This window comes from Lentilactobacillus sunkii DSM 19904 (genome assembly GCF_001435575.1).
GTDB classification, from domain to species: domain Bacteria; phylum Bacillota; class Bacilli; order Lactobacillales; family Lactobacillaceae; genus Lentilactobacillus; species Lentilactobacillus sunkii.
On the sequence record NZ_AZEA01000024.1, the window covers coordinates 1 to 24,250 of the forward strand.

A 24,250-nucleotide genomic window follows, 5' to 3' on the forward strand; every position below is an offset into this window, starting at 1 on the left:
GTTGTCGACGGTTCGAGCCCGCCTGCCGGAGTTATTATTTAATGGAGAGTTGTCCGAGCTGGCCGAAGGAGCATCATTGGAAATGATGTAAACGGGTAAAAGCCTGTTTCAAGGGTTCGAATCCCTTACTCTCCGTAACCGAATAATAAGTATATGACCCGTTGGTCAAGTGGTTAAGACACCGCCCTTTCACGGCGGTAACATGGGTTCAAATCCCGTACGGGTCATTTTGGAGGATTAGCTCAGCTGGGAGAGCATCTGCCTTACAAGCAGGAGGTCACAGGTTCGATCCCTGTATCCTCCATTTCCATAGCAACATTGGTTCGTTGGTCTAGCTGGTTAGGACGCCTGCCTGTCACGCAGGAGATCACGAGTTCGAGTCTCGTACGAACCGTTGTTATGTATTTGACAATTGAATACACAACATAAGGTATTATTATATTCAAGATGGTAAATGGCTCGGTAGCTCAGTCGGTAGAGCAATGCATTGAAGCTGCATGTGTCGGCAGTTCGATTCTGTCCCGCGCCATTCATGGAGGGGTAGCGAAGTCTGGCTAAACGCGGCGGACTGTAAATCCGCTCCTTCGGGTTCGGTGGTTCGAATCCACTCCCCTCCATCTTATAGGGATATAGTTTAATGGTAGAACTACGGTCTCCAAAACCGTCGGTGTGGGTTCAACTCCTACTATCCCTGTTAATAATACTATGGCGGTATTGGTGAAGTGGTTAACACATCGGTTTGTGGATCCGACACGCGTGGGTTCGATTCCCACATACCGCCTTTTGATTGGGTTATAGCCAAGTGGTAAGGCAACAGACTTTGACTCTGTCATGCGCTGGTTCGAATCCAGCTAACCCAGTTGGGTTAGCCAAATTTATGGCGGTATAGCCAAGTGGTAAGGCAGAGGTCTGCAAAACCTTCATCGTCGGTTCGAATCCGATTACCGCCTTTTTCCATGGATTGGCCAATCAAATATTATTTTGCCGGAGTGGCGGAATTGGCAGACGCGCTGGACTCAAAATCCAGTGATCGTTGAGATCGTGTGGGTTCGAACCCCACCTCCGGTATCATTAGCTCAAATAGGGCACATTGCTTCATTGAGGAACGTTGATAAATCAGCGTTCCTCTTTTTTTCTGTTGTAAACAAATCATGATCCCAAGATATAAAAAACCTAAGAAGTGTCATAATAAGCCAATAAAAAAGCCTGCTGCCCAAGAGGGGCGCAGACTTTACTAGTTATATGAACTTATCTTCCCATCCCGCAGCCACGTTCAACACGAGGCTGTACTTGATGTGGAGTCGTACAATAATGCGTGACACCGACTGCACCGCTACAGAGCATGACAGCGGCCACACAACCCATAATAAACTTCATTGCTAGCTCACCATCCTTAAAAAGAGGGTAACCAATTTCCATCTATATTTTAACATATTGAATGTCTTAAATACTAACTTTGGTAGTGATATCAGAAGGATAAAGCTAAAACGGAAAACGGATTGAGCACAATCGATGGATGAATGGAATCGTTCAAGGCCTAGCGTACTGATTACCACGCGATGCTTGCGTTGAACCACTGGCATTTGCTTGAGACTGGCTTTCATATTGGTAGTTATTAGGATTTTTGACCTCTGAATAATATTTATTAGTATCAGAGACGAATACCATTCCTGATTCGGCTACGGTCCATGGTCCATCTGTATGGGTTGAACCTGTCTGTTGAGAACGCGCACCCGAATTAGTACTTCTTGTATTTGCTGAATTTTGGCTGTGGTGAGGTCTAACATATGTTTTCGCGTTGTTACTGCCATCGCTGTAATTAAGATGAATCCCTTCAGCGGAATTAATTACAACAATCTCAGTATTCAAAGTTTTGTCGGACGACCGCACATCAACGATCGATCCTCGAGGCATTGTTTCATTGCCTTTGTATAGTGGGGTGGTTTGATAATAAATAACATGGTGTGTGCCGGGATAACTTTCCCAAAAGTTTTCAGCCGACTCTTCCGCGAAACGCATTCCGCCGTTTTGATCAGCACCCACGTTTTGAGGACGGGTTCCGGTCGTAAAATTATACTCGGAGGTGTACGATTTGGTGCCTAACAAACTATCGCCAATGGAATGACTTTTGTTGTACAAATAACCGTGATAGGTGCGTCCGGTTAAACCGTAGCTGATTGCCACAATTTTGTTTTCCGGCCACGCTGGTGGGTCAAGAGGTTCTCCTTGGCGACTTCCTCGTGAAGCCTCATATTCAGAGTAGGTTAAGACAGCCCGGGCAGTAGCTGATCGGCCCTGGCTGTCAGCCCCGAAACGATAGTCACCAGCTTTTAAACCGGCAAACTTGGTAAAATGAGCTTTCCCATTTACCCAATAATAGTCACCTGTGGGACCGGCAGACTCTTTATCTGTGTAGCTGATCAGCTTACTTAAAATCGCTTCGTGGTGCTGATTTGGTGAAGATTTGGCTCTTGCATGATGTTTTTGATGATGCGTTTTTGGAGCTGCCATCTCAGATGACTGACTACTTGATCTCACCTGAGACGAGTGAGTTGATGAAGGCTGGCTTTCATCACTGCCACAGGCGGTAAGAGTTCCACCAGCGAATAATAGGATAAATATGCTAAGTAATACATTCTTACGAAATTTCACGTCATGATCCCCCTCAGAAATAATTGCATAATTGATTACAGGAATTACCGAAAAAATGTGCTACGAAAAAAACTCCCGAATAATTTATATTAATTATACAATTTCATCAAAATCAGTAACAGACGAACACCGTATTTGTTTTCATGTAATCTCCACTGTTTTAAATAATAAGGGGATATAGACTTTTCCCAAATAAAAAGCATGTTAAGACAATTGTCCTAACATGCTTCACTATTTATTAAACATTCAAAATCTTGTTCAGGAAATCCTGGAGTCGTTCATTTTTTGGATGTTCGAAGATTTGTTCAGGCGTTCCTTCTTCAAGAATTTGACCATCGTCAACGAATACAACGCGATCGGCAACTTCTTTTGCGAACCCCATTTCATGGGTTACCACAACCATTGTCATTCCTTGCTTAGCTAAGCGCTTCATAACTTCCAGCACATCACCAACCATTTCAGGATCTAGTGCTGAAGTTGGTTCATCGAAAAGCATGATGTCTGGATTCATAGCTAACGCCCGCGCAATCGCGACACGCTGCTGTTGTCCACCAGACAATGATTGAACAGTTGCGTCAAACTTTTCTTCCAGACCGACCGTTGCCAACAACTTTTTGGCTTGGTCTTCAGCCTCGTCTTTGGCTTCTTTTTTAAGCTCAACTGGTGCCAACATAATGTTTTCACCAACTGACAGGTTTTTGAATAAATTGAAATGTTGGAACACCATTCCGATATTCTCACGGACCGAATTAATATCGACATCATCACGGGCAATATCAACATTGTCAATCACAATTGAGCCTGAAGTGGGTTCCTCCAGCTTGTTCAAATTACGGAGCAGGGTACTTTTCCCTGATCCTGAAGGGCCAATGATAACCACCACTTCATTGTTTTGGACAGTTAAATTAATTCCTTTGAGGACTTCATTATCGCCAAAGGTTTTGACTAAATTTGTGACTTTTACTTTTTCGCTCATACCTTAGTTCTCCTTTGTACCCAATTTGATAACCAAGTTAAGACAGTAATGATAATCAGATAAATTGCGGCAACGATTGTCCAGACCTTGAATCCTTCCAGGTTTCTGGCAATGATAATTTTACCTGTTTGCGTCAATTCCAGCAATCCGATAATCGAAAGGATTGAAGTATCCTTCAAAGTAATAATAAACTGGTTAATAAATGACGGTACCATAATCTTGATTCCTTGAGGTAAAATAATCTTTCGCATTGATTTTCCAAACGGCAGTCCCAAACTTCTGGCTGCTTCCATTTGACCAGGGTCAACTGCTTGAATACCACCCTTAACGAACGCGGCTATATAAGCTCCTTCATTAAATGTTAAAGTAACAACTCCGGCAATAAATGCTGGGATCTTTTGACCAGTCAAACTTGGAATTCCTGTATAGATAAACAGGGCCAAAACCAAGAGTGGCATTCCTCTAAACAGATAGATTAACGTTGTTGAAGTACCTCGGCTAAATTTGTTGGGGACAACGCCCATCAGTCCAACAAGCACACCAAAGATTGTCGCAAAGAAGATTGAAACAACGGTTAACCAAAGAGTTTCTTGGAGTCCTGAGAGCAGGGCGCCTTTATTTTGTTTGATCAATCCGATAAATGTTCGGTCTTCTGCACTATTCCCGGAAGTTTTGGCTGCGGTCTTGATTTCATCGGCACCGAGATATTTCGCTTTGATGGTGTCGTAAGTCCCACTGGCCTTCAAATCTTCCAACCCGGTATTGAATGCTTGCAGGAGGGCTTTATTATGGCCTTTTTTAACGGCGAACCCATAAGGCGCATTTAGTGCCGGCTTTGTGACGATTTTTAACTTGGTACCTTGTTTAATTGCATACTGCATAACCGGATGGTCTTCAAAACAGGCGATTGAATTTCCCGTGGTTACATCTTGATACATATTATTTGAATCATCGAACGTAACGACCTTAAAACCATATTTTTTCTTGATGCTGTTGGCATAATCAGCGCCTGACGTACCGGTCTTGACAGCAACCTTTTTGCCCTTTAACTGTGACAGTTTATGGATCTTACTATTTTTCGCAACGGCCATGACCACGCCAGAATTGAAATAAGGTTTCGAGAAGTCGAATTGCGCTTTTCGTTCATTGGTAATTGACATCCCGGCGATCACACCATCGGCCTGGCCGGATTCCACAGCCTGAACAGCTGCGTTGAATCCCAGTGCCTTTATTTTAACTTTGAATCCCTGTTCATTGGCAATTGCACGGATCAAATCCATATCGATTCCAACGTACTTGTTATTTTTGTTGGCAAATTCAAATGGCGGGAAGGTAACATCCGTTCCAATTATAAAGGTTTTTCCTTTAACTTTGGAGTTGGCAGTTGTTCCCAAATATTTGCCGACAATTTTGTCGTAGGTTCCATTTGCTCGGATCTTCTTGAGACCGGCATTAAATTTCTGGACTAATTCCTTGTGTGTGCCCTTTTTAACACCAAACCCATACCAGCCTTGATTTGCCGGTTTAGTGGCAATCTGAAGCTTTAAACCATGTTTAATGCCATACTGAAGAACCGGTTGGTCGTCGAAACAGGCAACCGAGTTGCCTGTCGTGACATCCTGATACATATTATCCGAATCATCGAACGTAACGGTCTTAAATCCATACTTCTTTTTTAAGCTGTTGGCATAGTCGGCCGCTGCCGTTCCAGTCTTTAAGGCAACTTTTTTACCCTTCAGCTGTTTTAAACTGGTGATATCGCTGCCTTTTTTGACCGCCATCACAGCACCCGTTTTATAATAGGGAGTTCCGAAATCGAATTTATCTTTTCGTTCCGGCGTAATTGTCATTCCGGCAATAATTCCATCCAGCTGGCCGGATTGGACCGATTGAACGGCGGCATTAAAGCCAACCGGCTTAACATTAACCTTAAAGCCCTCTTCTTTGGCAATTGCCTGCATAATGTCAATATCAATCCCAACGTATTTGTTGCTTTTGTTGGCAAACTCAAACGGCGGGTAAGTCACGTCTGTTCCAATTTGATAAGTCTTTGCTTGTGCTTTGCTGCCTGGTAACCCCAAACAGAATAGGATTGTGGCGAACATCGCCAGCAATCCGAAAGCTGTTAACACTTTCCGCTTCATGAATGATTCCTCCTAGACATATGTAATAAAACATAACATATAATAATGAGAATATGATACCAGAAAATTGAGTGTCTGTATAGCATATGCGCAGTTGTGCAAACGGTGCCAATACCGACATATCATTGCAAAACGCTGAGAATCATTAATTTTAAATTAGAAAATATATTGACTTTTATTCCCCCATTTACCATAATTAACTTTAATCTTTATTTTGAATGAATCAGCAATTATTCAGATATTTAACGGAGGAACGAATTTGAATTTTGAAGAATCAAAAATATTGCAGAATTTACCAAAACAGTTTTTTGCCAGCCTTGTTAAGAAGGTCAATGACAAGGTAGCAACAGGAGCCGATGTGATTAATTTAGGGCAGGGGAACCCCGATCAGCCAACTCCCGATTTTATTGTAAAAGCGATGCAGGAACAGACAGCGATTCCTGCGAATCACAAATATTCTCAATTTCGGGGTGACCCTGAATTAAAACGGGCGGCTGCCAACTTTTATCAGCGTGAATATGGTGTATCTTTGGATCCTGACAAGGAAATTGCGATACTTGGCGGTTCAAAAATCGGCTTGGTGGAATTACCGTTTGCAATTTTGAATCCAGGCGATACGATGCTTCTTCCAGATCCCGGCTATCCTGATTATTTATCAGGTGTTGCATTGGCTCAAGTCAAGCTGGAGCTAATGGCCTTGCGCGAAGAAAATGACTTTTTACCTGATTACAGTTCCCTGGACCCACAAATTGTTGATGCTGCGAAACTCATGTATTTAAATTATCCCAACAATCCGACCGGTGCGGTGGCAACCCCTGAATTTTATTCACAGACAGTTGCGTTCGCCCAGAAGAACCACATCGGGGTCGTTCAAGATTTCGCTTATGGTGCGATTGGCTTCGATGGCAAAAAGCCGGTCAGTTTTCTCCAAACTCCTGGGGCAAAAGATGTTGGTATTGAAATGGACACATTCTCCAAGTCTTACAACATGGCGGGCTGGCGAATTGGGTTTGCGGCAGGAAATGCCGATATGATTGAAGCCATTAATCTTATCCAAGATCATTTATTTGTAAGTGTCTTTCCGGCAATTCAAAAAGCGGCTGTCACTGCTTTGAACAGTGATCAGGCATCGGTTCATCAATTGGTTGCGTTGTATGAGAAACGCCGCAATCAATTTTTCAAGGCTGCCAGGGCAATCGGCTGGGAACCTTATCAATCCGGTGGCTCGTTTTATGCCTGGATGCCTGTTCCAAAGGGCTACACCAGCGAATCGTTTGCTGATCTTCTGCTGGAAAAAGCAGCGGTTGCGGTTGCTCCTGGAACTGGTTTCGGTAAAGGCGGTGAAGGCTTTGTCAGAGTTGGCCTCCTGATTGATGAACCGCGTTTTACGGAAGCTTGCGAACGAATTGCTAAATTAAATTTGTTTCAATAAATAAATTCAAACGAAAACATCGGGAATTCAAGGCTTAATGCCAAATTCCCGATGTTTTTTAATTACCAATATCCGAGTATTTTCGTTAACTTTGCTCTGTTTAAATCCCGATCGGAGATGGCGGCCATTTCTGTTCCGTCCAAACCAGTGCTGGATTTTTCAACTGGCTTTGCCCATTTATACTTGGCGATCATGTTGCCGGAACTGCTGGATGCATACATCAGATCAGCTTGATATCCCGTGTGGTCAAGCCCCAATGTGTGGCCAAGTTCATGGGCAATCACGCCGTCCCAATATTGGGAAGTGGTAAATTTAGCTGCGAGCTGTGGCCTTATATATCCCAAGGGGTACTTGGCATCGTTGTAATGGGACTTATCGACATAAATCTGTTTGCCATCATATAAGCCGTCCCAATTTTCTTTTGCACCATTACCAAAAGAAATCCGGAGGGTGTAATTATTTTTACTCCCAAGCTTGAAAACTGTTTCGCCTAAAGCTTCATTCCACTTAGTCATTGCGTTTTGAACATGTTGGCTTAATTCAGGATCGACCGTGTAAACAGTTGCCTGATTATTTTTGAACATTGAAGTAGGCGAGAAGTGAAAAACATTGTAGGCCAAGTCAAATGCAGCTTCGTGAGCCTCATAATTAATGGGTTTTAAGCTCTGAATCGACTCTACCGGATTCATGTCGGGCGACCTGTTAATGAGTTTGACCAACGATTTTTGCGACATGGGAACTTCTGCCTTCACTAAGTTACCACGCCAAATGTAGCCTCTGACTGCATTCTTTTTATCAGTAATATAATAATAGACGGCAGTTTTTCCGTTCGATTTTTTGACTGTGGCCTGCTTGGAAGCATAAAAGATCGTTTGGCGATAATTCTTAGCGTTATGAATCTTTTTAGTTAACGTTGCATTTTTATAGATATAGCCTTTTGAGGCATGATAAGTCGCTTTGGCGGTTGAGTTAACCTTTAGAACCTTTGCTGACGCAACTTTGGCTGCAGCTGTTGAATTGATATGATGGTTTATTATGGCAAATGAAAAAAGTGCTGCCGGTAACATTAATAAACTTTTCCCGAAATGCTTCATGTGAATCGTTTCCCCCTCAACCCTGTAAGTGTTTACATCAATATAACATATTTAATTAATAATTTGTTACTTATTGAGTTGCTGAAGATTAGTAGTTATGACCATGAATTTTGTCGTTGGTAATTTCCGGAATTGGCTCTACCAAATGAGAAGTATCCCGGTATTCAATGCTCAAGTGGCTGACTTCTTTGAGGTCTGCCAGCACCTGCTCGTATTTTTCTTTATTGTGGACCAATGCTAATAATTCATGGGAGCGGACCAGCTTCGTTTTCAATTTTCTACTATATATAAAGAAATAGTATCGGTCATTAAAATGGTTATCGACAACGACCAGCCAATATTGATAATGGGGGAGCCGCTTGAAATATTGGTGATATTTTTGGATGAGTTCTCTTGATTCTGCAAGCATTATAATTCCTTCTTACATAATAAATATTAGGCTTGGTGACCACCGACTAGACCGGCTCTTTCGATGGCGGTACCGCCCTTAGTCTTGGAAGATGCCCGGACCAGGGCCTTGTAGCCATACTTTTTTCGGATGATGTCAATGGTGTGTTCTAACTTTTCTCTGTCAACAGTTGTTTCTGGATCCTCAAAGAGACTAAAGTGGGTTACCCGTTTTTGAGAAATTCGGTTGCATCTGACGCCGACGTTACGAATTGCACTGCCATCCCACTTGGATTCTATCAGGTAGTTGACGGCGTTGGTAATACTTTGGGTGGAGTTGGTCGGCTCAACGTGCATTTGGGCTGAATAGTGTGTCCGGCCCTGTTTGTCGGTAGTGGCCATTCCAACAAAAATACTAACGACTTCTGCGACAACATTATTTTTTCGCAAACGGGTGGCAACCTGATCGGCAATTTCATCTAAAACGGTCTTTAAATCGACCAGTTCTGTATAATCGCGCATCAAAACCTGTGAATTGCCATAGCCTTTATTATCGGAACGCGGCAGGTACTTCTTTTCAAGGGTGGAATAATCGATTCCCCAAGCGTGATAGTATAACTGTTCGCCCATGACGCCAAACTTTTGCCTAAGCTTTTTAACGTCGGCATGGGCCAGCTCCTTAATTGAGTAGATTCCCATGTAGTTGAGTTTGGCGGCGGTGTGGCCGCCGATTCCCCACATATCGGCCAGACTTGGGATCTTCCAGATGGTTTCGGGAACATCTTCATAATGCCATTCAGCGATCCAGGGAGCTTTTTTCTTGGCAGCATTATCGAGGGCTAATTTGGCCAAAAGTGGGTTTTGACCAATGCCAATGGTGGTGACAATGCCGGTTTCCTTGAAGACTTTGGCTTGAATCATTTTTGCGATTTGAACACTGGAGCCGAATAGTTTGTGGCTGTGACTGACGTCGATAAAGCTTTCATCAATGGAATATGGAAACCAGTGCTTATCATCGGTAAATTGTCGGTAAATGAGATTAATTTTGTAATTAAGCTGAACGTAATCGGCCATGTGGGGCTCGACCATTTCGATGTCCATATCGTCGTTGATTTCAAAGCGCCGGGTACCGAGTTTGACACCGTAATTTTGTTTGGAGAAAGGGCTGGCAGCCAAGATAAGACCGCCGGAAGACTCTTCACGACTCATCACGGCGATTTTAGCGGAAAGGGGATGTTCACCCCGTTTGATGGCCTCGGTGGAAGCGTAAAAAGACTTGCAGTCAATGCACATGACGTCATGGACGGGAAGAATTTCTGGATTATCAAGAGGTGTTTTCATGAAGGATCACCTGCGAATATTTATGGAGTACCTATATAATACGAACATTTGTTCGGAGTGTCAAGTGAAGCAGAGTGCGACGAGACCCGGGTGATCGTGGTGCATAAGTGGGGACCGACAATTGATGAACGTTCTTTGTTTATTGATTGTCGGTCCCCACTTATGTGTAGCGATCAGGGTTGTCGAAGCACGTTTGATCCAAATAACAGAGGAAACACAAAATTACCTCATCAACAAATTGAGACCACAAAGTAAAAGAAGGATTATCACAAATACAAAAGTGGTCTGATAGGCTAACAATAAGCCTAAGGAATTGTGCAGTTACCCTTCAGATCCGAAAAAATAAAATTAGCAAAATAGAAGGGCAACTCTTGTGCTGTGCAGCCCCAACGATCAAATTTTCATCCCAACAAAAAAAGCGCCCCTCCCAGAGTTTTCCGCCTCCAGAAGTGGCACTTCAATTTCATTTTTATCAATTATCATCGACTTCATCAATAGTTCAAAAACAATTATTGCATCGTAAAACTTTGTCTCTATTTCTGAGTTAATTAATCACCTGCAACTTTCAAGAACACAGCGCCAAGGCCTTTGTCAAAGGTTGCTTTCCAATCGCCGTTTGTAAGTGACTCAGGTAATAAGAAAGTTCCACTTGAAACCCGTTGGCCGGCTTGAAGCGGCATACCTTGAGATTCCAGCTTGGCGACCAGCCAATGAAGTGACTTTAAAGGATTGCCCAAGACTTCTGATGAGGCACCATCTTTTAGCTTTTTGCCGTCATGGAATAATTCACATTTTACTTTTGATAAATCGTCAACGTTATCAAAGAGTAAATCTGCATCCTTTTCGTCGCCGTAGACCACAAAGCCACCAACCGCTGCATCAGACATGACCATGTATTTAGAAAGGCTTGGGAACCAGTCACTGAATCGTGAGTCGGGAACCTCAACTGCGGGGGCAACTTTTGTCTTGTGCAGGAGATCTTCTAAGGAATCTTTAGAACTGAGGTCTTCTTTTGCAGTGAAAAGCATTTCAACTTCAGCAAGGGGCTCCATTAATTCGCCACGGTGAAGGGTTACAGGTGATTGAAGGAAGTGACTCTTAACTTGAGCACCATAGAGAGGTGAGTCGGAGTCGAACATATCCTGAGTCTGTTTGCTGGTAAGTGAAACTTTGTAGCCGCCAACATCTTCTTTTTTGAGTTCGGTTAATCGATGTTGAACTCGGTAACCAGATTGTTCGTTGGTGACAACACCATCAAAATCAGATTCTTTTAATGGTTTGTGAGTCTCATATGCGTTAAATAATTTGTTTGCCAATTCATTTTCTTTAGTTGTTAATTCCATAGTTGCTTGTTCGTCCATAAGCGTTTCCTCCAAATATTTTAGTTGTGGATCCCCGCTTGTATGTAAGGCGAGGACCAATCAGTGTCGTGAAATATGATATAAATTGCTATGTCAATGGCGCTATGTCGGTTAAAAATATGTGTTGAATCTTGCAAAATCTGAATCTGACCAGGATTTTCATTGGAGCTGCTAATCACCGATTCCATAAGTCCTCACCACCTTAAAATAGTTAATTAAATTCAAACAAAAAGACGTCCAGTCAGCTACCCATAAATGGATAGTTAAAAGGACGTCTAATGCGCGGTACCACCTTAATTTGTAATTCTATTACTAGAATTACCTCACACGTACAGCTTTCGCGATACGCTGACACAATAATGGGTGCACCCAATGCAATCTACTAAATCTTTGATCACATAGCTCGGAGATGATAATCATCTAATGTTGCAAATTGCTTCACACCAACCAGCAACTCTCTTATTGCAAACAGAAGATGACGTTTCTCTTCATCGCTTTTTAATTTGAATTTAATGATTGGTATTAAATTACACCCTGTTGAATTGATTGTCAACAGTAATTTTAAAATTAATTATTCTTTATTTGGATTCTCTCGGATGACTTGTGCAGGATTACCGGCGATGATCAGGTTGTCGCCAAAGGACTTTGTAACGGTGGAATTGGCACCGACAATCACGTTGTTGCCAAGCGTAACACCAGGAAGAATAACGGATCCGCCACCAACCCAAACGTCATTACCCAACGTAACCGGCTTGCCCATACCGACAAAATTAGCCCGCGCTTTTGGATCCAGTGGATGGTAAGCTGCATAAATCTGGACGTGGGGTGCCAGCATGACATGATTGCCGATGGTCACAGGGGCAATATCCAAGATGACATTATCATAGTTGCAAATAAAGTTATCACCAACGTGAATATTGTAACCAAAATCACATCGAAAGTTGGGTTGGACCCACGGATCTTTACCAACGGACCCAAACAATTTTCGAACCAGAGCTTCCTTTTCAGCACTGGCAGTATCATCAAGTTCATTCATCATTTTACATAAGCGCCGGGCTTTGGTCTCGTCACTCGTCAATTCCGGATCCATTACCAGGTAAGGGTCACCGGCTAAAAACTTTTCTTTTTCAGTTGCCATATGAATATCCATCCTTTATTGTAAATTATTTTATATTATATCATAATTTGTAAGTATAAATTAGTGAGGATAAATATTTATAAGTACAAATTATTTTGAAATTGCCGATCCTTTAAATATCGGGTATGATAAGTGCAATTAACATAAAAAATATAACTTTGGGAACTGAAAGGACACGAATAATGAAAGCAGTTATTACGGTTATCGGACACGATCAAATTGGAATTGTTGCAACGGTTTCACAACGACTGGCAGCTTTGAAGGTCAACATTACCGATATTTCTCAGACTTTGATGCATGGCGATTTTACCATGATGCTCATGGGTGAATGGGATGATAATGACGTTAAGTTTGAAGTTGTTAAGCAGGGACTTCTTGATCTTGCAAAAGAAACCGGCCTTTCAATCAATATTCAGCGTCAAGAATTATTTGATGCGATTCAAAAGCTGTAGGAGGTCATTGTAATGGAAACCAAGCAAATTTTAGATACCATTCAGATGATTTCTGAAGAAAAGTTGGATATTCGAACCATTACCATGGGGATCTCGCTTTTTGACTGTATCGACAGTGATGGCGAAAAAGCCCGTCAAAAAATTTATGAAAAGCTGACGACCAGTGCCAAGGATTTGGTTAAGGTGGCCGATCAAATTGAATCGGAGTACGGCATTCCAATTGTTAATAAGCGGATATCGGTTACTCCAATTTCAATGATTGCCGCAGCGTGTCATGATGATAATTACGTTGCCTACGCCCAAACGATGGAGAAAGCTGCTGAAACTCTTGGCGTTGATCTCATCGGCGGCTTTTCTGCTCTGGTCCAAAAGGGATATCAATCCGGCGATCGCAAATTGATTGCGTCAATGCCTGAAGCACTGAGTGAAACCAAGCGGGTATGTGGTTCAGTCAACGTTGGTTCGACCCGTGCCGGAATTAATATGGATGCTGTCAGACAGATGGGCCGCGTTGTCAAAGATTTGTCAGAAATTGATCCCGTCAGTTGTATGAGTTTGGTTGTGTTTGCCAACGCCGTTGAAGATAACCCCTTTATGGCAGGGGCGTTTCATGGAGTTGGTGAAGCTGATAAGGTTATCAATGTCGGTATTAGTGGCCCAGGAGTTGTTAAACGGGCCCTTGAGCAGGTTAAGGGCGAATCAATTGATACAGTTTCCGAAACAATCAAAAAGACGGCGTTCAAGGTAACCAGAATGGGCCAATTCGTTGGTAATGTCGCTGCCAAAGCATTAAATGTGCCGTTTGGAATTGTCGATCTTTCATTGGCACCAACCCCAAGTCAGGGGGATTCAGTTGCTGAAATTCTTGAAGAAATCGGCTTGGAAAGCGTGGGCGCTCCTGGAACGACAGCTGCTCTTGCACTCTTAAATGACGCAGTTAAAAAAGGCGGGGTCATGGCCTGTGAACATGTTGGTGGCTTATCCGGTGCCTTCATTCCGGTTTCAGAAGACAGTGGGATGATTAAAGCGGTTGAGCATGGTAATTTGAATTTGGAAAAATTAGAGGCAATGACCGCCGTTTGTTCGGTCGGCTTGGATATGGTTGCGGTCCCTGGTGATACCACCGCGGAAACCATCAGCGGCATGATTGCTGATGAAGCTGCGATTGGTGTGATTAACAATAAGACCACAGCAGTCAGAGTGATTCCTGCCAAGGGCAAAAAGGTCGGTGAACAAATTGATTTTGGCGGAATATTCGGATATGCACCGGTGATGCCGGTCAATACAAACAGCCCAGCTAAGTTCGTGACAAGGGGAGGAAGAATCCCGGCACCGATCCATTCGTTCAAAAATTAAGTGTGCGACGAGACCCGTTTAGGACCCGGAGTACAAGGAAAAGCAGGCAATGATGAACGCACTTAGTTCATCGTTGCCTGCTTTTTCTTGTACAGTACCAAGTAGGCTAGGCGTTTCACGCCGTCGGGGCCCTGAGTCTCGCCAAGTAGGCTAGGCAGGCTTTGAGCCTGCCGTCGGAGCATAGCTCAAAGGCAGAAGGGATCTGTAAATAAAATCATAGATTCAAAACTTAAAGCATTTACAGCACAATATAACAGAAAAAATGAACGTCCTTTGTTCATCGTTGTCTGCCGTGTCTCATATAGGAGATTTCAAAATCCCCCAAAAAATATTATCGAAAAACGCAAAAGATAGCATCAAAAAATGCCATACCTTGACCAACCAACTCAAGGTACAGCAAAAATATCACAAATCTTTTTCAACCACGACACAAGGCACACCATCTTCATAAAACACATCTGATGTGATTTTGTATCCTAAACGTTTATAGAAGTTGATGGCATCCATTTCACTATGAATCAGTGAATGGGTGAAACCCATTTTCTTTGCTTTTTCTTCCAAAGCACTAACAACTTTGCGGCCATATCCGTGGCCCCGGCTTTCTTTCAAAGTTGCAACTCTGCCAATTTTTAATGTGTGCTTGTCATAAGTTTCGAAACGGCACGTTGCAGCAGGTAATTTCCCGTCAAACAGCACCGCATAAACCATTCTGTCAGAATCTTTGTCGTCGAATTCATCAGTAAATGCAATTCCACGTTCCAAGACAAAAACAGACATTCGAATGTAAGCCGCAGCGGCCCGGGCAGGCTTTGAGCTTTCCACAATTAGTTTCATTTTCTTCACCTTTTAAATCATTCCGATAGACGCAATATTTGAATAACCGTAAGCGGATTTTTATGCTTCTTCATCGACCAGCCAACCTTTGCAAACATCGACCCAGTGATCAGCATTGGCGTATGTCATTAATTCTGGGAGGGAAAGCTGAACGGCACTGTGTGAATTGCCGGCAGCCGGGTAGATAACATTAAACCGTTTAAGTGAAATATCAAGATAGACTTTGACGCCTTCCTTGAGAGCGAAAGGGCAGACACCACCTGGCTTGTGACCGATATAGCCTTCAACCTCATCTCGGGGAATCATTCTGGCACGTTTGTGGAACTCGGCTTTAAACTTTTTATTATCTACCTTGGCATCGCCTGCCATTACGACCAACAGCGGTTCTGAATCGACTAAAAAAGACAGCGTTTTGGCGATATGCTCCGGTTCACAGTTAAGCGCATCAGCTGCTTCCAACACGGTCGCACTGGACTCATCCAAAACCTTGATTCGATCAGCGAGCCCCGCATCGTTAAAATACTTTTGGACCTTTTCAAATGACATTCTCATCACTCCTTGCCGGTTTATTAAGACTAATATACAGGTCCATTAAGAATTAGTAAATCAAATATTAGTTTCTCAAGGATTGGAAAAAGATGGCGCATTGTGAAGTGGGGAAAATATGTCAAAAAGTGATTATCGTAGGAAAAACAGGTAATACAAGGTAAAATTGAGCTAAAGAATTGGCCTGTTCCCTTAATTTTTTTTCGGATTAATGGTACGATAAAAGCCTATGATTCATGATTATGAGAAAAAGCTGAAGATTTGGTTAAGTCTCTGTAAGTTGAGGGCTTTTGCTAGATTGAATGGTGGAAACTTCGTAAAATATGATTGTAGAAAGTTATAAAGGGGGTTGGCATTAACGATGTCACGTAAAGAGAAGTTCGGCAAAAAGACAAAGAAGAAGCTGCTGCCACGGATTCTGATTGGAATCGTGTTAGTCTTTTTTGGCGGGTTCATTGGCTCACACTTCTATTTTCAGAATCATTTTAAATTTACCAGAATTAACGACGTTGATGTTTCCGGCCTGACTGTGGCACAAGCAACAAAAAAATTAAACACTTCGCACATTGATGAAGACGGCAATTATTTAGTTGTTCGGGATTCCAAGATTAACGTGAACTCCCAAGATGTTAAGAAATTATTCAAGCACCGTAGTTCAATGAGTGCGATGACATCTGCAAAGATGAGCGCCAAATCCGATGTTTCAACAAAGCAGGTCAACTATCGGTTGAAGACCTTGCTGCCCAAGTTTGAAAATCGAATTGATCAGATCAATACCAGCCGGAAGCAAACAGTTGATTCACAGGTTCTTTTGAAGGACGGCAAGATTGTCGTTAAGGCTGGTCAAAAGGGAAACACCTTAGACAAAGCCGCAATGGTCCAATCATTTAAGAAACAGGCCAAGTTCAATCTGTTGATCTCCGTTAAAATGACCAAAGATGCTTATGTGAAGCCGAATAGTTCCACAATTAACAAACAGAAACAGCAATTGGCAAAAGTCTTGGATAACACGGTTACCCTGAACACATACAACAAGACCTATAAGTTTGTTGCAAAGCGTTGGGTTAAGAACGGTTATCCAACTGCCAATGGCAACTACAAGTTTGATTCAGCCGAAGTTCAAAACTGGATTGCAAAATTCTCCAAGAAGGTTGATACCCTTGGAAAGTCTGTTTGGATTACGACTCATCAAGGCAAGAAGGTCCGGGTTCATGCTGGTGGAACATACGGCTGGAAAGTGAACCAGAAGGCTTTGACCAGAAACATTGTTAAGAATCTTGGCCGATCACATTCTGTTACGATGAATTTGAGTCACTATGCTGTTGGTACCGGATATGGTATTAAAGGATCCGGCAAGACTTATGTTGCCATTGATCTTCAGAGACTTCATGAATATGTCTATAAAAACGGTAAGCTGATGGCAAACATTCCGATTATGTCCGGAACGTTAACCGGTGGTAACCGTACTCCTCAAGGTGCTTTTTATATCATGTATAAGCAGCGTCACGCAACTTTGAGAGGGAAGAACAGTGACGGTTCAAAGTATGCATCACCTGTTAGCTACTGGGAACCGTTGACCAATTCTGGTGTTGGGATGCATGATTCACCATGGCAACCCGCATCTGTATACGGAAATCCAAGTGCCCGTGCTCAGTATCATTCTCATGGATGCTTGAACAATCCACCTTCACGGATGAGTGAAGTATGGAAGAACACGCATACGCTGGAACCAGTTTTCATTTACTATTAATATTTAAATACCAACCAAATTAAGAAGCTGGCTGTTGACGAATTTTCGTCAAACGGCCAGCTTTTTATTCTGATATGGTAAGATAAAGGCACTTATCCAAAACGGGGTGAACAATTGTGCATTTATATAAACAAATTGATCTGATGAATAATCGTAACTTAATTTACGGGTTGAACGTGGTAGCTGTCATTGCCTTTATAATCTTCCTGTGGCTGTTTGGAGCGATGGTCGGTGTGGTTACCTTCAATTTCGATACAACCTACTTTATTTGGCTCATAGTGGCAACTTTAGTAGCCATTACATTCCATGAAGTCATTCATGGAATCTTTTATAAGATCTTCAAACACAACGCAGCAATCAAATTTGGTTTTAAAAATGGCATGTTATATGTCAATAGTCCCAAGTCGCTGTACACCAAAAGCCAATTTGCCTGGATTGCGGGGGCACCATTTGTCATTATTTCGTTGATTCTGATCGCATTGTATTTTTTGGGGTGGCTTCCCGCCGATGTCTTTTTGGGCGTCGCCGCTCTACATGGTGCTGGCAGTGTGGGTGACTTTTACATTCTCTGGCGCGTGATTGCTGCGCCAAAGTACTACTTCGTGAGCGATACTGAAAACGGTATTAATATCTATTCTCAAAGTTAATTGGGGATATCCAAAATAAAGGATGGTGACAGTCGTTTGATTGTCACCATCCTTTATTCTAATTTTTGATCTTAATCAGCAACCAAAATCTTAATTCCTAAATATAGGTTGTAAATGAACATTCCCAAATCGACCAATCCAACCAAAGCCAGAAGGGCAATGAAAAGGAATCCGGTAAATGCCGCCTGCTGGGACACCATGCCCATCACGCCAACAATCAATAAGGTTAGGAATGTCAGAAGCAATGGGATTAAATGCAGTATGAATGCATGCCGTGCCGTATCGTGCATATCTTTATTGTTATCGGTAATCAGCCAGACAATAAAAGGGAAGATGAATGGCGCAAACATGATGGATAAATATGATAATGCATTAACAATTCTGTTTTTTGACATACTGACTCCTTATCTTATTTTGAGTATGACTTGTAAACTGGGGATCGGAAAAGGTCAACGTAGGACGTTCCACCAGAGTAATCTCTGAGCACATTAACCCGCTGACTTTCAACGGTGCGATGACTGACCCGCCAGCCTTTATCACTTTGGTAGGCTTTTTTTGCAAGTGCATTGAATGTATATCGATTCGTTCCGTTAATTTTGGCGAATGCCAATTTTCGGTAACCCTTCCAACTGGATTTGAAGAGGGTGTGTTTTTTTCCATCGTACTTTTGAGTCACGGAATACTTGTTAACTTGAGTCAGGCAAAATTTCCCGTTCACATAAGAATACCAATTTCCCCGCCAACTGGTGGGCGTTGTTGAATGGATTTTGCCAACTTTGTAGTAAGTATCAGCTGCGTGCACCGACTGATGATTGGTGACAATCATGAAGCTCAGACAAGCAACTGCAGACACGAGTAATTTTGATAATCGATTCATTTGAATTCTCCTAGAAGGTGTGGGTCAAGTTGAGAAACATTTTGACCAATTCAGTAAAATATTGAGGCTATACTCAGAAAGGATATCGTATGTTACAGGGGGTTGTCAAATATTGGCCAATTAAAAAGGCCGCAAACATTGCTGTCTGCGAACCTTAGATGACATATTAATCTTCGTTTTTATTACGACGGGTTGGGTGTTCCTTTTCCTGCTGCTCAACGGATTTATCATACATTTTGTCTTTAACGTATGGGTAAGTCCACTTGACCATTGCCGACATGATGATTGGTAAAGTAAATACAAGAATGACCAAACCAACAATCACAGTCATCGCAACCTGAATCAGCGTTAAAACATTTGATGGAATTAATGCGGCAAATGTTCCACCCAAGATGATGGCAGCTGAGATAACAACGGTTCCAATGATAGTGGCTGAATTCAAAATTCTTCGGCGGACATCCGGGATCATGGCCGCATCACCACGATACCTCATCATCAGGAAGATACTATAATCAACTCCCAACGCAACTAACATGATAAAGCTGAAGAATGGGGTGTTCCAAGTCAACATGTTCTGGAAGAGCAGGTAACTTGAAAGCCATTTGGTAATTTGAAGTGAACCAAGGTAGGTTACGATCAAAGTTCCAATAATCGTAATCGCTTGAACAAGGGAACGGGTTACAACCATCAATGCCAAGCCAATTCCAACCAGCATGATGACAACCGTTCTAAAGAAGTCACCATTGGCAATCTTTTGCAGATCAGATGTCTGTGAACTTTGTCCACCAATTGCTACTTTGGCATTCTTCAAACTGGTATCTTTCAACTTGGCATTCAGGTCACGGGTAATGGTGCGGATCCGATTAGCCGATTCTGTGGTACTTGGATCGGAATTTAAAACAACAGTAATTTTGGTAATCTTACGATCTTTGGACATAAAGGCATCAAGTGATGGGGTAAATGACGCACTCTTGATACTTGCTGCCGGCATGTAGAAGGTATTACCCAAATACGATTTCTGCATTTCTTTTAGGTATTTGTTAACGGTCGTTGTTCCACTGGTAACCTGATCCAAGCCGGAATTGGCAGAAGTCAAACCAGTTTGTAATTCTTGCATCTGACTCTGAAGTTCTTTCATCTTCGAGTTCAACGTCTGGACACCGGAGTTGACTTGAGAACTGCCGCTGGCAACGCTTTGAGCACCAGATACTAATGATGCACTCTTGGAATTTAATTGACCAGCACCGCTGCTGACACGGTTAAGACCACTCGAGAATGGGGCAACCTGTGAGTTCAAACGGCCTAATCCCGAGGATAACTGGCTTGAACCGGATTGCAAGGCGCGCATTCTTGCTCGAAGTGCCTTGAGTTTGGCGGTTTGGCTTCTGACTTGAGAGATGCCCGTGTTCAGTCGTTGACTTCCTGCAGATAAACGACCGACTCCCGATTGAAGCTGTGAGGTACTTGAACTTAGTTGTTGAGAACCGCTTGCAAGGCTGCTGACACCAGCTGTATATGAGCTAACGCCTTGACTTAGCTGTTGGGCACCTGATTCAAGCTTACTTGCGCCGTCAGCTAATTTTTCAACTTGGGAGATACTTTCTGAAGTATTTGAATTTGCCAGCTTCTCATTGGCACTCTTCAAACCTTTTTGAACTTTCTTGATTCCCTGATTGGCTTGATTCAAGCCGGTTGTTAAGCTTTCAAGTTGACTGCGCAGATATAGCGAGTCAATCTTTGTACCGCCGGGACGGGTGACTGATGCAACATTCTTCACACCCGGTTCAGAGTTGAGATAACCAGTTAATTGATCAATTTCAGCCAAATGCTCCTGGGTGTTCAAAGGTTTCTTGTTTTGAATATAGACCGTTGTTGGACCGGACATTCCGGCAGGGTAATGGTCTTGGATGACGTTATATCCTGCTTTGGATTGAATCGAATTTGGCAGTTCATCGGCACTATTGAAGTTAAGCTTCTGATTGCCGACAAATAGGAGTGGCAGTGCAGCAATGATAAGCACGCCGACCATAATGAATGTATGTGAGAGGGTAAACTTCGAAAGCAGATTCCATACAAAACTGCGATCATGAGCTGAGAGGTTTTTGCTTGGCCAGAATAGGCGTTCACCAAGCGTTGACATGAAGAACATGTTCAACGTTAATAGGACCATCAATAAGACGGCAACTCCAACAGCCACTGCAACACCTGAACGGTAGAACGAGAATTTGGCTAATGCAAGAGCTGCAAAACCAATTAAAACGGATGAGCCACTATATAGAATGGTTCTCCCCGCATGTCGCTGGGCTGTTCTGGCTGCGACCGTCGCGGCTTCGCCCTTTTTAATTTCTTCTTTAAACCTGTCATAGAGTAAAATATTATAGTCAGTTCCGATCCCAAAGAGGACCACCACGAGAAAGACCTGGGTAAAGTTGGAAATCGGGAAATTATAACTGGCGGCCAAATTTGTAACGATACTGAGGGATATCAAGAAGGAAACCCCAACTGTCAATAGAGAAATAACCGGAATTAAGAAAGACCGGAAGACGATGATCAATACAATGAAGATAAAGATTGCTGCAATGATTTCCGTCTTCTGCAGCCCTTCTTCAGTTACGGTTGCAAAGTCATCATTTAAAATATCTGTTCCAGTTACATAGGTTCTAAGACCTGGCGTTTTAATTTTGTTTAAGATCTTGTCAGTCTGACCCCGGACCTTCTGTTTGTTAGGAACGGTGATCATGACCATTTGGGTGGTGTTGTCTTTTGATTGAAGCTGTTGTCTGGTTGCTGCGTTGTCACTTGGCGCCGTGACAGACACAATGTGTAAGTCAGGGTCGTTTTTAATTGAATTAGTGGCATCTTGAATCTGGAGTGTTTGTTCATCGGAAAGCTTACCGTGCTTAGTGTTAAAAACAGCGATCAACGTTCGAACATTTTTGCCGCCTTCATACTTCTTTTCGATTGTGTTGGCGACTTCACTTTGGACGGATGATGGTAATTGGACAGCGCCTTTATCACGAACCAATTGGGGGATATTTGGCATTGCGACAAGGGCAGCAATCACCAGGCCGAGCCAAATGATCAGTGATAAAACATGCTTTTCTTTGAACTTCTGCATTAAAATTCTTCCTCTCATTATTCAATAATTAATGTTATTCTACTGTTCAGATTTAGACACTTGTATAAGCAATAGTAAGATGATAAACTCAGTTCGGATATGGCGCAAGGGACAATTTGTTGCGTTAGTTCAAAATTAGACAGAATCCAATAAGTGCAAAGCAGAGGCCTGATAATGAAATATGATTTAACCAAAAAACCAACGCGTGGTGCGCAACGAACCCTGGAATCCTTTTCCCAGACGATGTTTAAGCTTCTATCGGAAGAGCCTTTCGAAAGAATCAGTGTCAACAAAATTTGCGATATCAGTAATTTTCCCCGGGCAACTTTTTATAACTATTTTGATGATAAGTTCGACTTGGTAGATTATTGCTGGTATGTAATTGCCCAGGAGATTGAGGTCGATAAAGCGACTGAGGTCAAATCCAACCAGTCTTTAATCATATACTTTGATCGTTTGTACGATGTTTTTAAAAATAATCGCCATTTGCTGGATAACATCCTTCAGTATAATGAGTTTTCGGGACAATTAGTCAACAGCTTCGTCAATTATTTCAAAGATAAAATGCAAACGATATTGTCGGGATCCATTGATTACTCAAAAGCCGGGCTCCCCGTCGAACTCATTGCAGATCACTGCAGTGAGACGGTCATCCTGGTACTGAAGTGGATATTTTTGAAACATCATGATGCAGATAAACGACTTGCTCATACGTATTTAAAGAAATTGCTAAATCTAGATCAATTTATATAGAACAAATTGGTCTGGCTAACAGTTCAATGACTATATATTACCATGTTCCAAGCCCATATGAGTCGCACTTTCGGGAAAAAGTTGAGCAGAGCAACATCTATTATAGCAAATTTATTTTTCATTTGTGAGTCAACTTCGAATGTGGTACCATGCACTTTAAGTATTTCAAAATGATACTTAACCCATTCCAATTGATAAGGAAGTGACACGATGGTATTGACTGGAGATGAGGCAGCCGCAACCAAGCAGGAATTACAGGGTAATTTTGATTTGTCAGGAATTACTTTGGAAATGGCGGCTGTTGATTTGAAATCCACACCTGAACATATTCAGGATGTCATGAATTTAAAAAATTGTCGAATTGAGGAGCCATGGGTGCTTCGAAATTACTTAATTAAAATTATTTTATTCCAAGAAAAAGAACCATATTCCTTTTCAAAATTGATCGGGAATCCGAAAAGATTTAAGTTTTTGAATAACCAATTTATTGATCGTGGTGAACTGGCTTAAATACTGGTCCGATAATTAAAGCTGCTGCAGACAGAATTTTGCGTTCGGTCTGCAGCAGCTTTTAATTTTGACTTTAATTAGCAGGTGAAGTTGTGACATCGCTTTGTTTAACCCAACCGTTCACTTGTGGATGGGCCGCATCCGTTACATAGTAATAAGTTATATTGGCACTGCGATTATTTTGTTTGCTGCCAATTTTGGTGGCAATGAGTGGGTCTTTATAGAAATTGGTAGTTGAACTTAAATTGCGGCCAACCTTGTATTGCGTGTAATCAGGCGCAACGTAGGTTAACGTTGATGCTTTGGGAGTTGTAAAGTAGAGTATCGTATTGGTTAAATATGTCGGCAGGGGATCTTCAATAAATGTTTCCGTGAATTTCAAGCCACCGGAGACAGTGGTGGAATCTGCCGTCGGATCAGTGGTCCCTGCATATATCCAACCACGGTATGTTTTGTCGAAGGAAACGACTTTTAAGTACCATTTACCATCAGAAGTTGAAGCTACCCTGTATCCTCTAAAATATGTCTGGCCAGCGTCGGTGGTTGTTCCGAGGGCTTTCAGTGAATCGGCCTTTGTAACCACTTTGGCGGTTTTGTTAACTGGAACTTTTGAATATAAAGGGGCAGATCCGGTAGTCAGGTAATTACGAGTATTGGCATCGGTCGTCAATGGCTGATTATCGGTCACACTGACAACGTTTTTAGCTGATGCTTGGATTGGAACTTGGACAAATGAAATCGCAGCGATTACGAAGCCAAGTGCGAATAGAACGGTTCTTGTATTTTTCAAAGTTATCCCTCCAAATACGATGTTTATTCAAAAAGTATACACCCCCACTCAGAAATTTAACATGTTTAATTAGTACAAAATTAAAAACAGAT

Annotated in this window: 21 protein-coding genes, 11 tRNA genes and 1 other annotated feature; of the genes, 18 read left to right on the forward strand and 14 right to left on the reverse strand. The window is 42.3% G+C overall.

Features of this window, described 5'->3' with window-relative positions; genetic code table 11:
• The first annotated feature begins 43 nt into the window (after positions 1-43).
• The 11 genes from FD17_RS10730 (at position 44) to FD17_RS10780 (ending at position 1,068) form a co-directional block, all read left to right on the forward strand.
• Positions 44-135: transfer RNA gene (locus FD17_RS10730), tRNA-Ser, on the forward strand.
• Positions 136-155: 20 nt separating this feature from the next.
• Positions 156-227: transfer RNA gene (locus FD17_RS10735), tRNA-Glu, on the forward strand.
• 4 nt (positions 228-231) lie between these two features.
• Positions 232-304 (forward strand) — tRNA-Val (locus tag FD17_RS10740).
• Positions 305-320: 16 nt separating this feature from the next.
• Positions 321-394: transfer RNA gene (locus FD17_RS10745), tRNA-Asp, on the forward strand.
• 62 nt (positions 395-456) lie between these two features.
• Positions 457-529, forward strand: a tRNA-Phe gene (locus FD17_RS10750).
• A gap of 5 nt (positions 530-534) precedes the next feature.
• Positions 535-617, forward strand: a tRNA-Tyr gene (locus FD17_RS10755).
• A gap of 6 nt (positions 618-623) precedes the next feature.
• Positions 624-694 (forward strand) — tRNA-Trp (locus tag FD17_RS10760).
• Positions 695-708: 14 nt separating this feature from the next.
• Positions 709-781, forward strand: a tRNA-His gene (locus tag FD17_RS10765).
• A gap of 7 nt (positions 782-788) precedes the next feature.
• A tRNA-Gln gene (locus tag FD17_RS10770) sits at positions 789-860 on the forward strand.
• Positions 861-879: 19 nt separating this feature from the next.
• Positions 880-950, forward strand: a tRNA-Cys gene (locus FD17_RS10775).
• Between the two features lie 33 nt (positions 951-983).
• Positions 984-1,068, forward strand: a tRNA-Leu gene (locus FD17_RS10780).
• A 462-nt stretch (positions 1,069-1,530) separates the two neighbouring features.
• On the opposite strand, the gene FD17_RS10785 is transcribed toward FD17_RS10780, so the two are convergent.
• The 3 genes from FD17_RS10785 to FD17_RS10795 all read right to left on the reverse strand — a co-directional run bounded on the left by FD17_RS10785 (position 1,531) and on the right by FD17_RS10795 (position 5,772).
• Positions 1,531-2,652 carry a DNA/RNA non-specific endonuclease gene (locus tag FD17_RS10785; protein ID WP_057826194.1) on the reverse strand — a complete coding sequence of 374 codons (1,122 nt, stop codon included), beginning with the start codon at positions 2,650-2,652 and terminating at the stop codon, positions 1,531-1,533.
• A 238-nt stretch (positions 2,653-2,890) separates the two neighbouring features.
• A complete protein-coding gene (locus FD17_RS10790; RefSeq protein ID WP_057826195.1) occupies positions 2,891-3,628 on the reverse strand; it encodes an amino acid ABC transporter ATP-binding protein in 738 nt (245 codons plus the stop codon).
• On the reverse strand, positions 3,625-5,772 hold the full coding sequence (locus tag FD17_RS10795; protein WP_156653626.1) for an amino acid ABC transporter substrate-binding protein/permease: 2,148 nt from the start codon (positions 5,770-5,772) through the stop codon (positions 3,625-3,627). The genes FD17_RS10790 and FD17_RS10795 overlap by 4 nt, the downstream gene beginning before the upstream one ends.
• 259 nt (positions 5,773-6,031) lie before the next feature.
• On the opposite strand from FD17_RS10795, the gene FD17_RS10800 reads away from it, so the two are divergent.
• Positions 6,032-7,204: a pyridoxal phosphate-dependent aminotransferase gene (locus FD17_RS10800; protein ID WP_057826196.1), complete on the forward strand. Its 1,173-nt coding sequence runs from the start codon at positions 6,032-6,034 to the stop codon at positions 7,202-7,204.
• A gap of 62 nt (positions 7,205-7,266) precedes the next feature.
• Here FD17_RS10800 and FD17_RS10805 read toward each other — a convergent pair whose 3' ends face one another.
• The 5 genes from FD17_RS10805 to FD17_RS10825 all read right to left on the reverse strand — a co-directional run bounded on the left by FD17_RS10805 (position 7,267) and on the right by FD17_RS10825 (position 12,525).
• Positions 7,267-8,298 carry a matrixin family metalloprotease gene (locus FD17_RS10805; protein ID WP_057826197.1) on the reverse strand — a complete coding sequence of 344 codons (1,032 nt, stop codon included), beginning with the start codon at positions 8,296-8,298 and terminating at the stop codon, positions 7,267-7,269.
• Between the two features lie 88 nt (positions 8,299-8,386).
• Complete coding sequence (locus FD17_RS10810; protein WP_057826198.1) at positions 8,387-8,707, reverse strand: hypothetical protein; 321 nt, start codon at positions 8,705-8,707, stop codon at positions 8,387-8,389.
• 26 nt (positions 8,708-8,733) lie between these two features.
• Positions 8,734-10,026: a Y-family DNA polymerase gene (locus FD17_RS10815; RefSeq protein ID WP_057826199.1), complete on the reverse strand. Its 1,293-nt coding sequence runs from the start codon at positions 10,024-10,026 to the stop codon at positions 8,734-8,736.
• 548 nt (positions 10,027-10,574) lie between these two features.
• A complete protein-coding gene (locus tag FD17_RS10820; RefSeq protein WP_057826200.1) occupies positions 10,575-11,387 on the reverse strand; it encodes a 2-keto-4-pentenoate hydratase in 813 nt (270 codons plus the stop codon).
• A 264-nt stretch (positions 11,388-11,651) separates the two neighbouring features.
• Positions 11,652-11,888: a binding site (T-box leader), on the reverse strand.
• Positions 11,889-11,958: 70 nt separating this feature from the next.
• Complete coding sequence (locus FD17_RS10825) at positions 11,959-12,525, reverse strand: sugar O-acetyltransferase (protein ID WP_057826201.1); 567 nt, start codon at positions 12,523-12,525, stop codon at positions 11,959-11,961.
• A 182-nt stretch (positions 12,526-12,707) separates the two neighbouring features.
• Between FD17_RS10825 and FD17_RS10830 the strand changes: the two genes are divergently transcribed.
• Both FD17_RS10830 and FD17_RS10835 read left to right on the forward strand, forming a co-directional pair.
• Positions 12,708-12,977, forward strand: coding sequence for an ACT domain-containing protein (locus FD17_RS10830; protein ID WP_057826202.1), 270 nt, complete (start codon positions 12,708-12,710; stop codon positions 12,975-12,977).
• 12 nt (positions 12,978-12,989) lie between these two features.
• Positions 12,990-14,333: a PFL family protein gene (locus FD17_RS10835; protein ID WP_057826203.1), complete on the forward strand. Its 1,344-nt coding sequence runs from the start codon at positions 12,990-12,992 to the stop codon at positions 14,331-14,333.
• Between the two features lie 405 nt (positions 14,334-14,738).
• On the opposite strand, the gene FD17_RS10840 is transcribed toward FD17_RS10835, so the two are convergent.
• Both FD17_RS10840 and FD17_RS10845 read right to left on the reverse strand, forming a co-directional pair.
• Positions 14,739-15,167: a GNAT family N-acetyltransferase gene (locus FD17_RS10840; protein WP_057826204.1), complete on the reverse strand. Its 429-nt coding sequence runs from the start codon at positions 15,165-15,167 to the stop codon at positions 14,739-14,741.
• Positions 15,168-15,227: 60 nt separating this feature from the next.
• Positions 15,228-15,713, reverse strand: a complete 486-nt coding sequence (locus FD17_RS10845) for a YbaK/EbsC family protein (protein WP_057826205.1) — start codon at positions 15,711-15,713, stop codon at positions 15,228-15,230.
• A gap of 361 nt (positions 15,714-16,074) precedes the next feature.
• On the opposite strand from FD17_RS10845, the gene FD17_RS10850 reads away from it, so the two are divergent.
• Entirely contained in the window at positions 16,075-17,463 is a 1,389-nt protein-coding gene (locus FD17_RS10850) for a L,D-transpeptidase family protein (protein ID WP_057826206.1), read from the forward strand.
• A 116-nt stretch (positions 17,464-17,579) separates the two neighbouring features.
• Positions 17,580-18,110 (forward strand): DUF3267 domain-containing protein, encoded by a 531-nt coding sequence (locus FD17_RS10855; protein WP_057826207.1) that lies wholly within the window; start codon positions 17,580-17,582, stop codon positions 18,108-18,110.
• A gap of 71 nt (positions 18,111-18,181) precedes the next feature.
• Here FD17_RS10855 and FD17_RS10860 read toward each other — a convergent pair whose 3' ends face one another.
• The 3 genes from FD17_RS10860 to FD17_RS10870 form a co-directional block, all read right to left on the reverse strand.
• Positions 18,182-18,505: a magnetosome magnetite crystal formation protein family gene (locus FD17_RS10860; protein ID WP_057826208.1), complete on the reverse strand. Its 324-nt coding sequence runs from the start codon at positions 18,503-18,505 to the stop codon at positions 18,182-18,184.
• A gap of 14 nt (positions 18,506-18,519) precedes the next feature.
• Positions 18,520-18,987, reverse strand: coding sequence for a hypothetical protein (locus FD17_RS10865; protein WP_057826209.1), 468 nt, complete (start codon positions 18,985-18,987; stop codon positions 18,520-18,522).
• A gap of 166 nt (positions 18,988-19,153) precedes the next feature.
• Positions 19,154-22,105: an MMPL family transporter gene (locus FD17_RS10870; protein ID WP_057826210.1), complete on the reverse strand. Its 2,952-nt coding sequence runs from the start codon at positions 22,103-22,105 to the stop codon at positions 19,154-19,156.
• A gap of 174 nt (positions 22,106-22,279) precedes the next feature.
• On the opposite strand from FD17_RS10870, the gene FD17_RS10875 reads away from it, so the two are divergent.
• Together FD17_RS10875 and FD17_RS10880 are read left to right on the forward strand one after the other, a co-directional pair.
• A complete protein-coding gene (locus tag FD17_RS10875) occupies positions 22,280-22,858 on the forward strand; it encodes a TetR/AcrR family transcriptional regulator (RefSeq protein ID WP_057826211.1) in 579 nt (192 codons plus the stop codon).
• A 210-nt stretch (positions 22,859-23,068) separates the two neighbouring features.
• Positions 23,069-23,368 (forward strand): DUF2316 family protein, encoded by a 300-nt coding sequence (locus FD17_RS10880; RefSeq protein WP_057826212.1) that lies wholly within the window; start codon positions 23,069-23,071, stop codon positions 23,366-23,368.
• Between the two features lie 73 nt (positions 23,369-23,441).
• Here FD17_RS10880 and FD17_RS10885 read toward each other — a convergent pair whose 3' ends face one another.
• A complete protein-coding gene (locus tag FD17_RS10885; RefSeq protein WP_057826213.1) occupies positions 23,442-24,158 on the reverse strand; it encodes a hypothetical protein in 717 nt (238 codons plus the stop codon).
• Positions 24,159-24,250: the final 92 nt, after the last annotated feature.

Excerpts from the sequence above, each read along its gene's own strand:
- FD17_RS10825 (WP_057826201.1), bottom strand. The coding sequence starts at position 12,525 with ATGGCAACTGAAAAAGAAAAGTTTTTAGCCGGTGACCCTTACCTGGTA.
- FD17_RS10790 (WP_057826195.1), bottom strand. The coding sequence starts at position 3,628 with ATGAGCGAAAAAGTAAAAGTCACAAATTTAGTCAAAACCTTTGGCGAT.
- FD17_RS10870 (WP_057826210.1), bottom strand. The coding sequence starts at position 22,105 with ATGCAGAAGTTCAAAGAAAAGCATGTTTTATCACTGATCATTTGGCTC.
- FD17_RS10810 (WP_057826198.1), bottom strand. The coding sequence starts at position 8,707 with ATGCTTGCAGAATCAAGAGAACTCATCCAAAAATATCACCAATATTTC.
- FD17_RS10815 (WP_057826199.1), bottom strand. The coding sequence starts at position 10,026 with ATGAAAACACCTCTTGATAATCCAGAAATTCTTCCCGTCCATGACGTC.
- FD17_RS10835 (WP_057826203.1), top strand. The coding sequence starts at position 12,990 with ATGGAAACCAAGCAAATTTTAGATACCATTCAGATGATTTCTGAAGAA.
- FD17_RS10840 (WP_057826204.1), bottom strand. The coding sequence starts at position 15,167 with ATGAAACTAATTGTGGAAAGCTCAAAGCCTGCCCGGGCCGCTGCGGCT.
- FD17_RS10845 (WP_057826205.1), bottom strand. The coding sequence starts at position 15,713 with ATGTCATTTGAAAAGGTCCAAAAGTATTTTAACGATGCGGGGCTCGCT.
- FD17_RS10865 (WP_057826209.1), bottom strand. The coding sequence starts at position 18,987 with ATGAATCGATTATCAAAATTACTCGTGTCTGCAGTTGCTTGTCTGAGC.
- FD17_RS10830 (WP_057826202.1), top strand. The coding sequence starts at position 12,708 with ATGAAAGCAGTTATTACGGTTATCGGACACGATCAAATTGGAATTGTT.
- FD17_RS10805 (WP_057826197.1), bottom strand. The coding sequence starts at position 8,298 with ATGAAGCATTTCGGGAAAAGTTTATTAATGTTACCGGCAGCACTTTTT.
- FD17_RS10820 (WP_057826200.1), bottom strand. The coding sequence starts at position 11,387 with ATGGACGAACAAGCAACTATGGAATTAACAACTAAAGAAAATGAATTG.
- FD17_RS10860 (WP_057826208.1), bottom strand. The coding sequence starts at position 18,505 with ATGTCAAAAAACAGAATTGTTAATGCATTATCATATTTATCCATCATG.
- FD17_RS10875 (WP_057826211.1), top strand. The coding sequence starts at position 22,280 with ATGAAATATGATTTAACCAAAAAACCAACGCGTGGTGCGCAACGAACC.
- FD17_RS10795 (WP_156653626.1), bottom strand. The coding sequence starts at position 5,772 with ATGAAGCGGAAAGTGTTAACAGCTTTCGGATTGCTGGCGATGTTCGCC.
- FD17_RS10880 (WP_057826212.1), top strand. The coding sequence starts at position 23,069 with ATGGTATTGACTGGAGATGAGGCAGCCGCAACCAAGCAGGAATTACAG.
- FD17_RS10850 (WP_057826206.1), top strand. The coding sequence starts at position 16,075 with ATGTCACGTAAAGAGAAGTTCGGCAAAAAGACAAAGAAGAAGCTGCTG.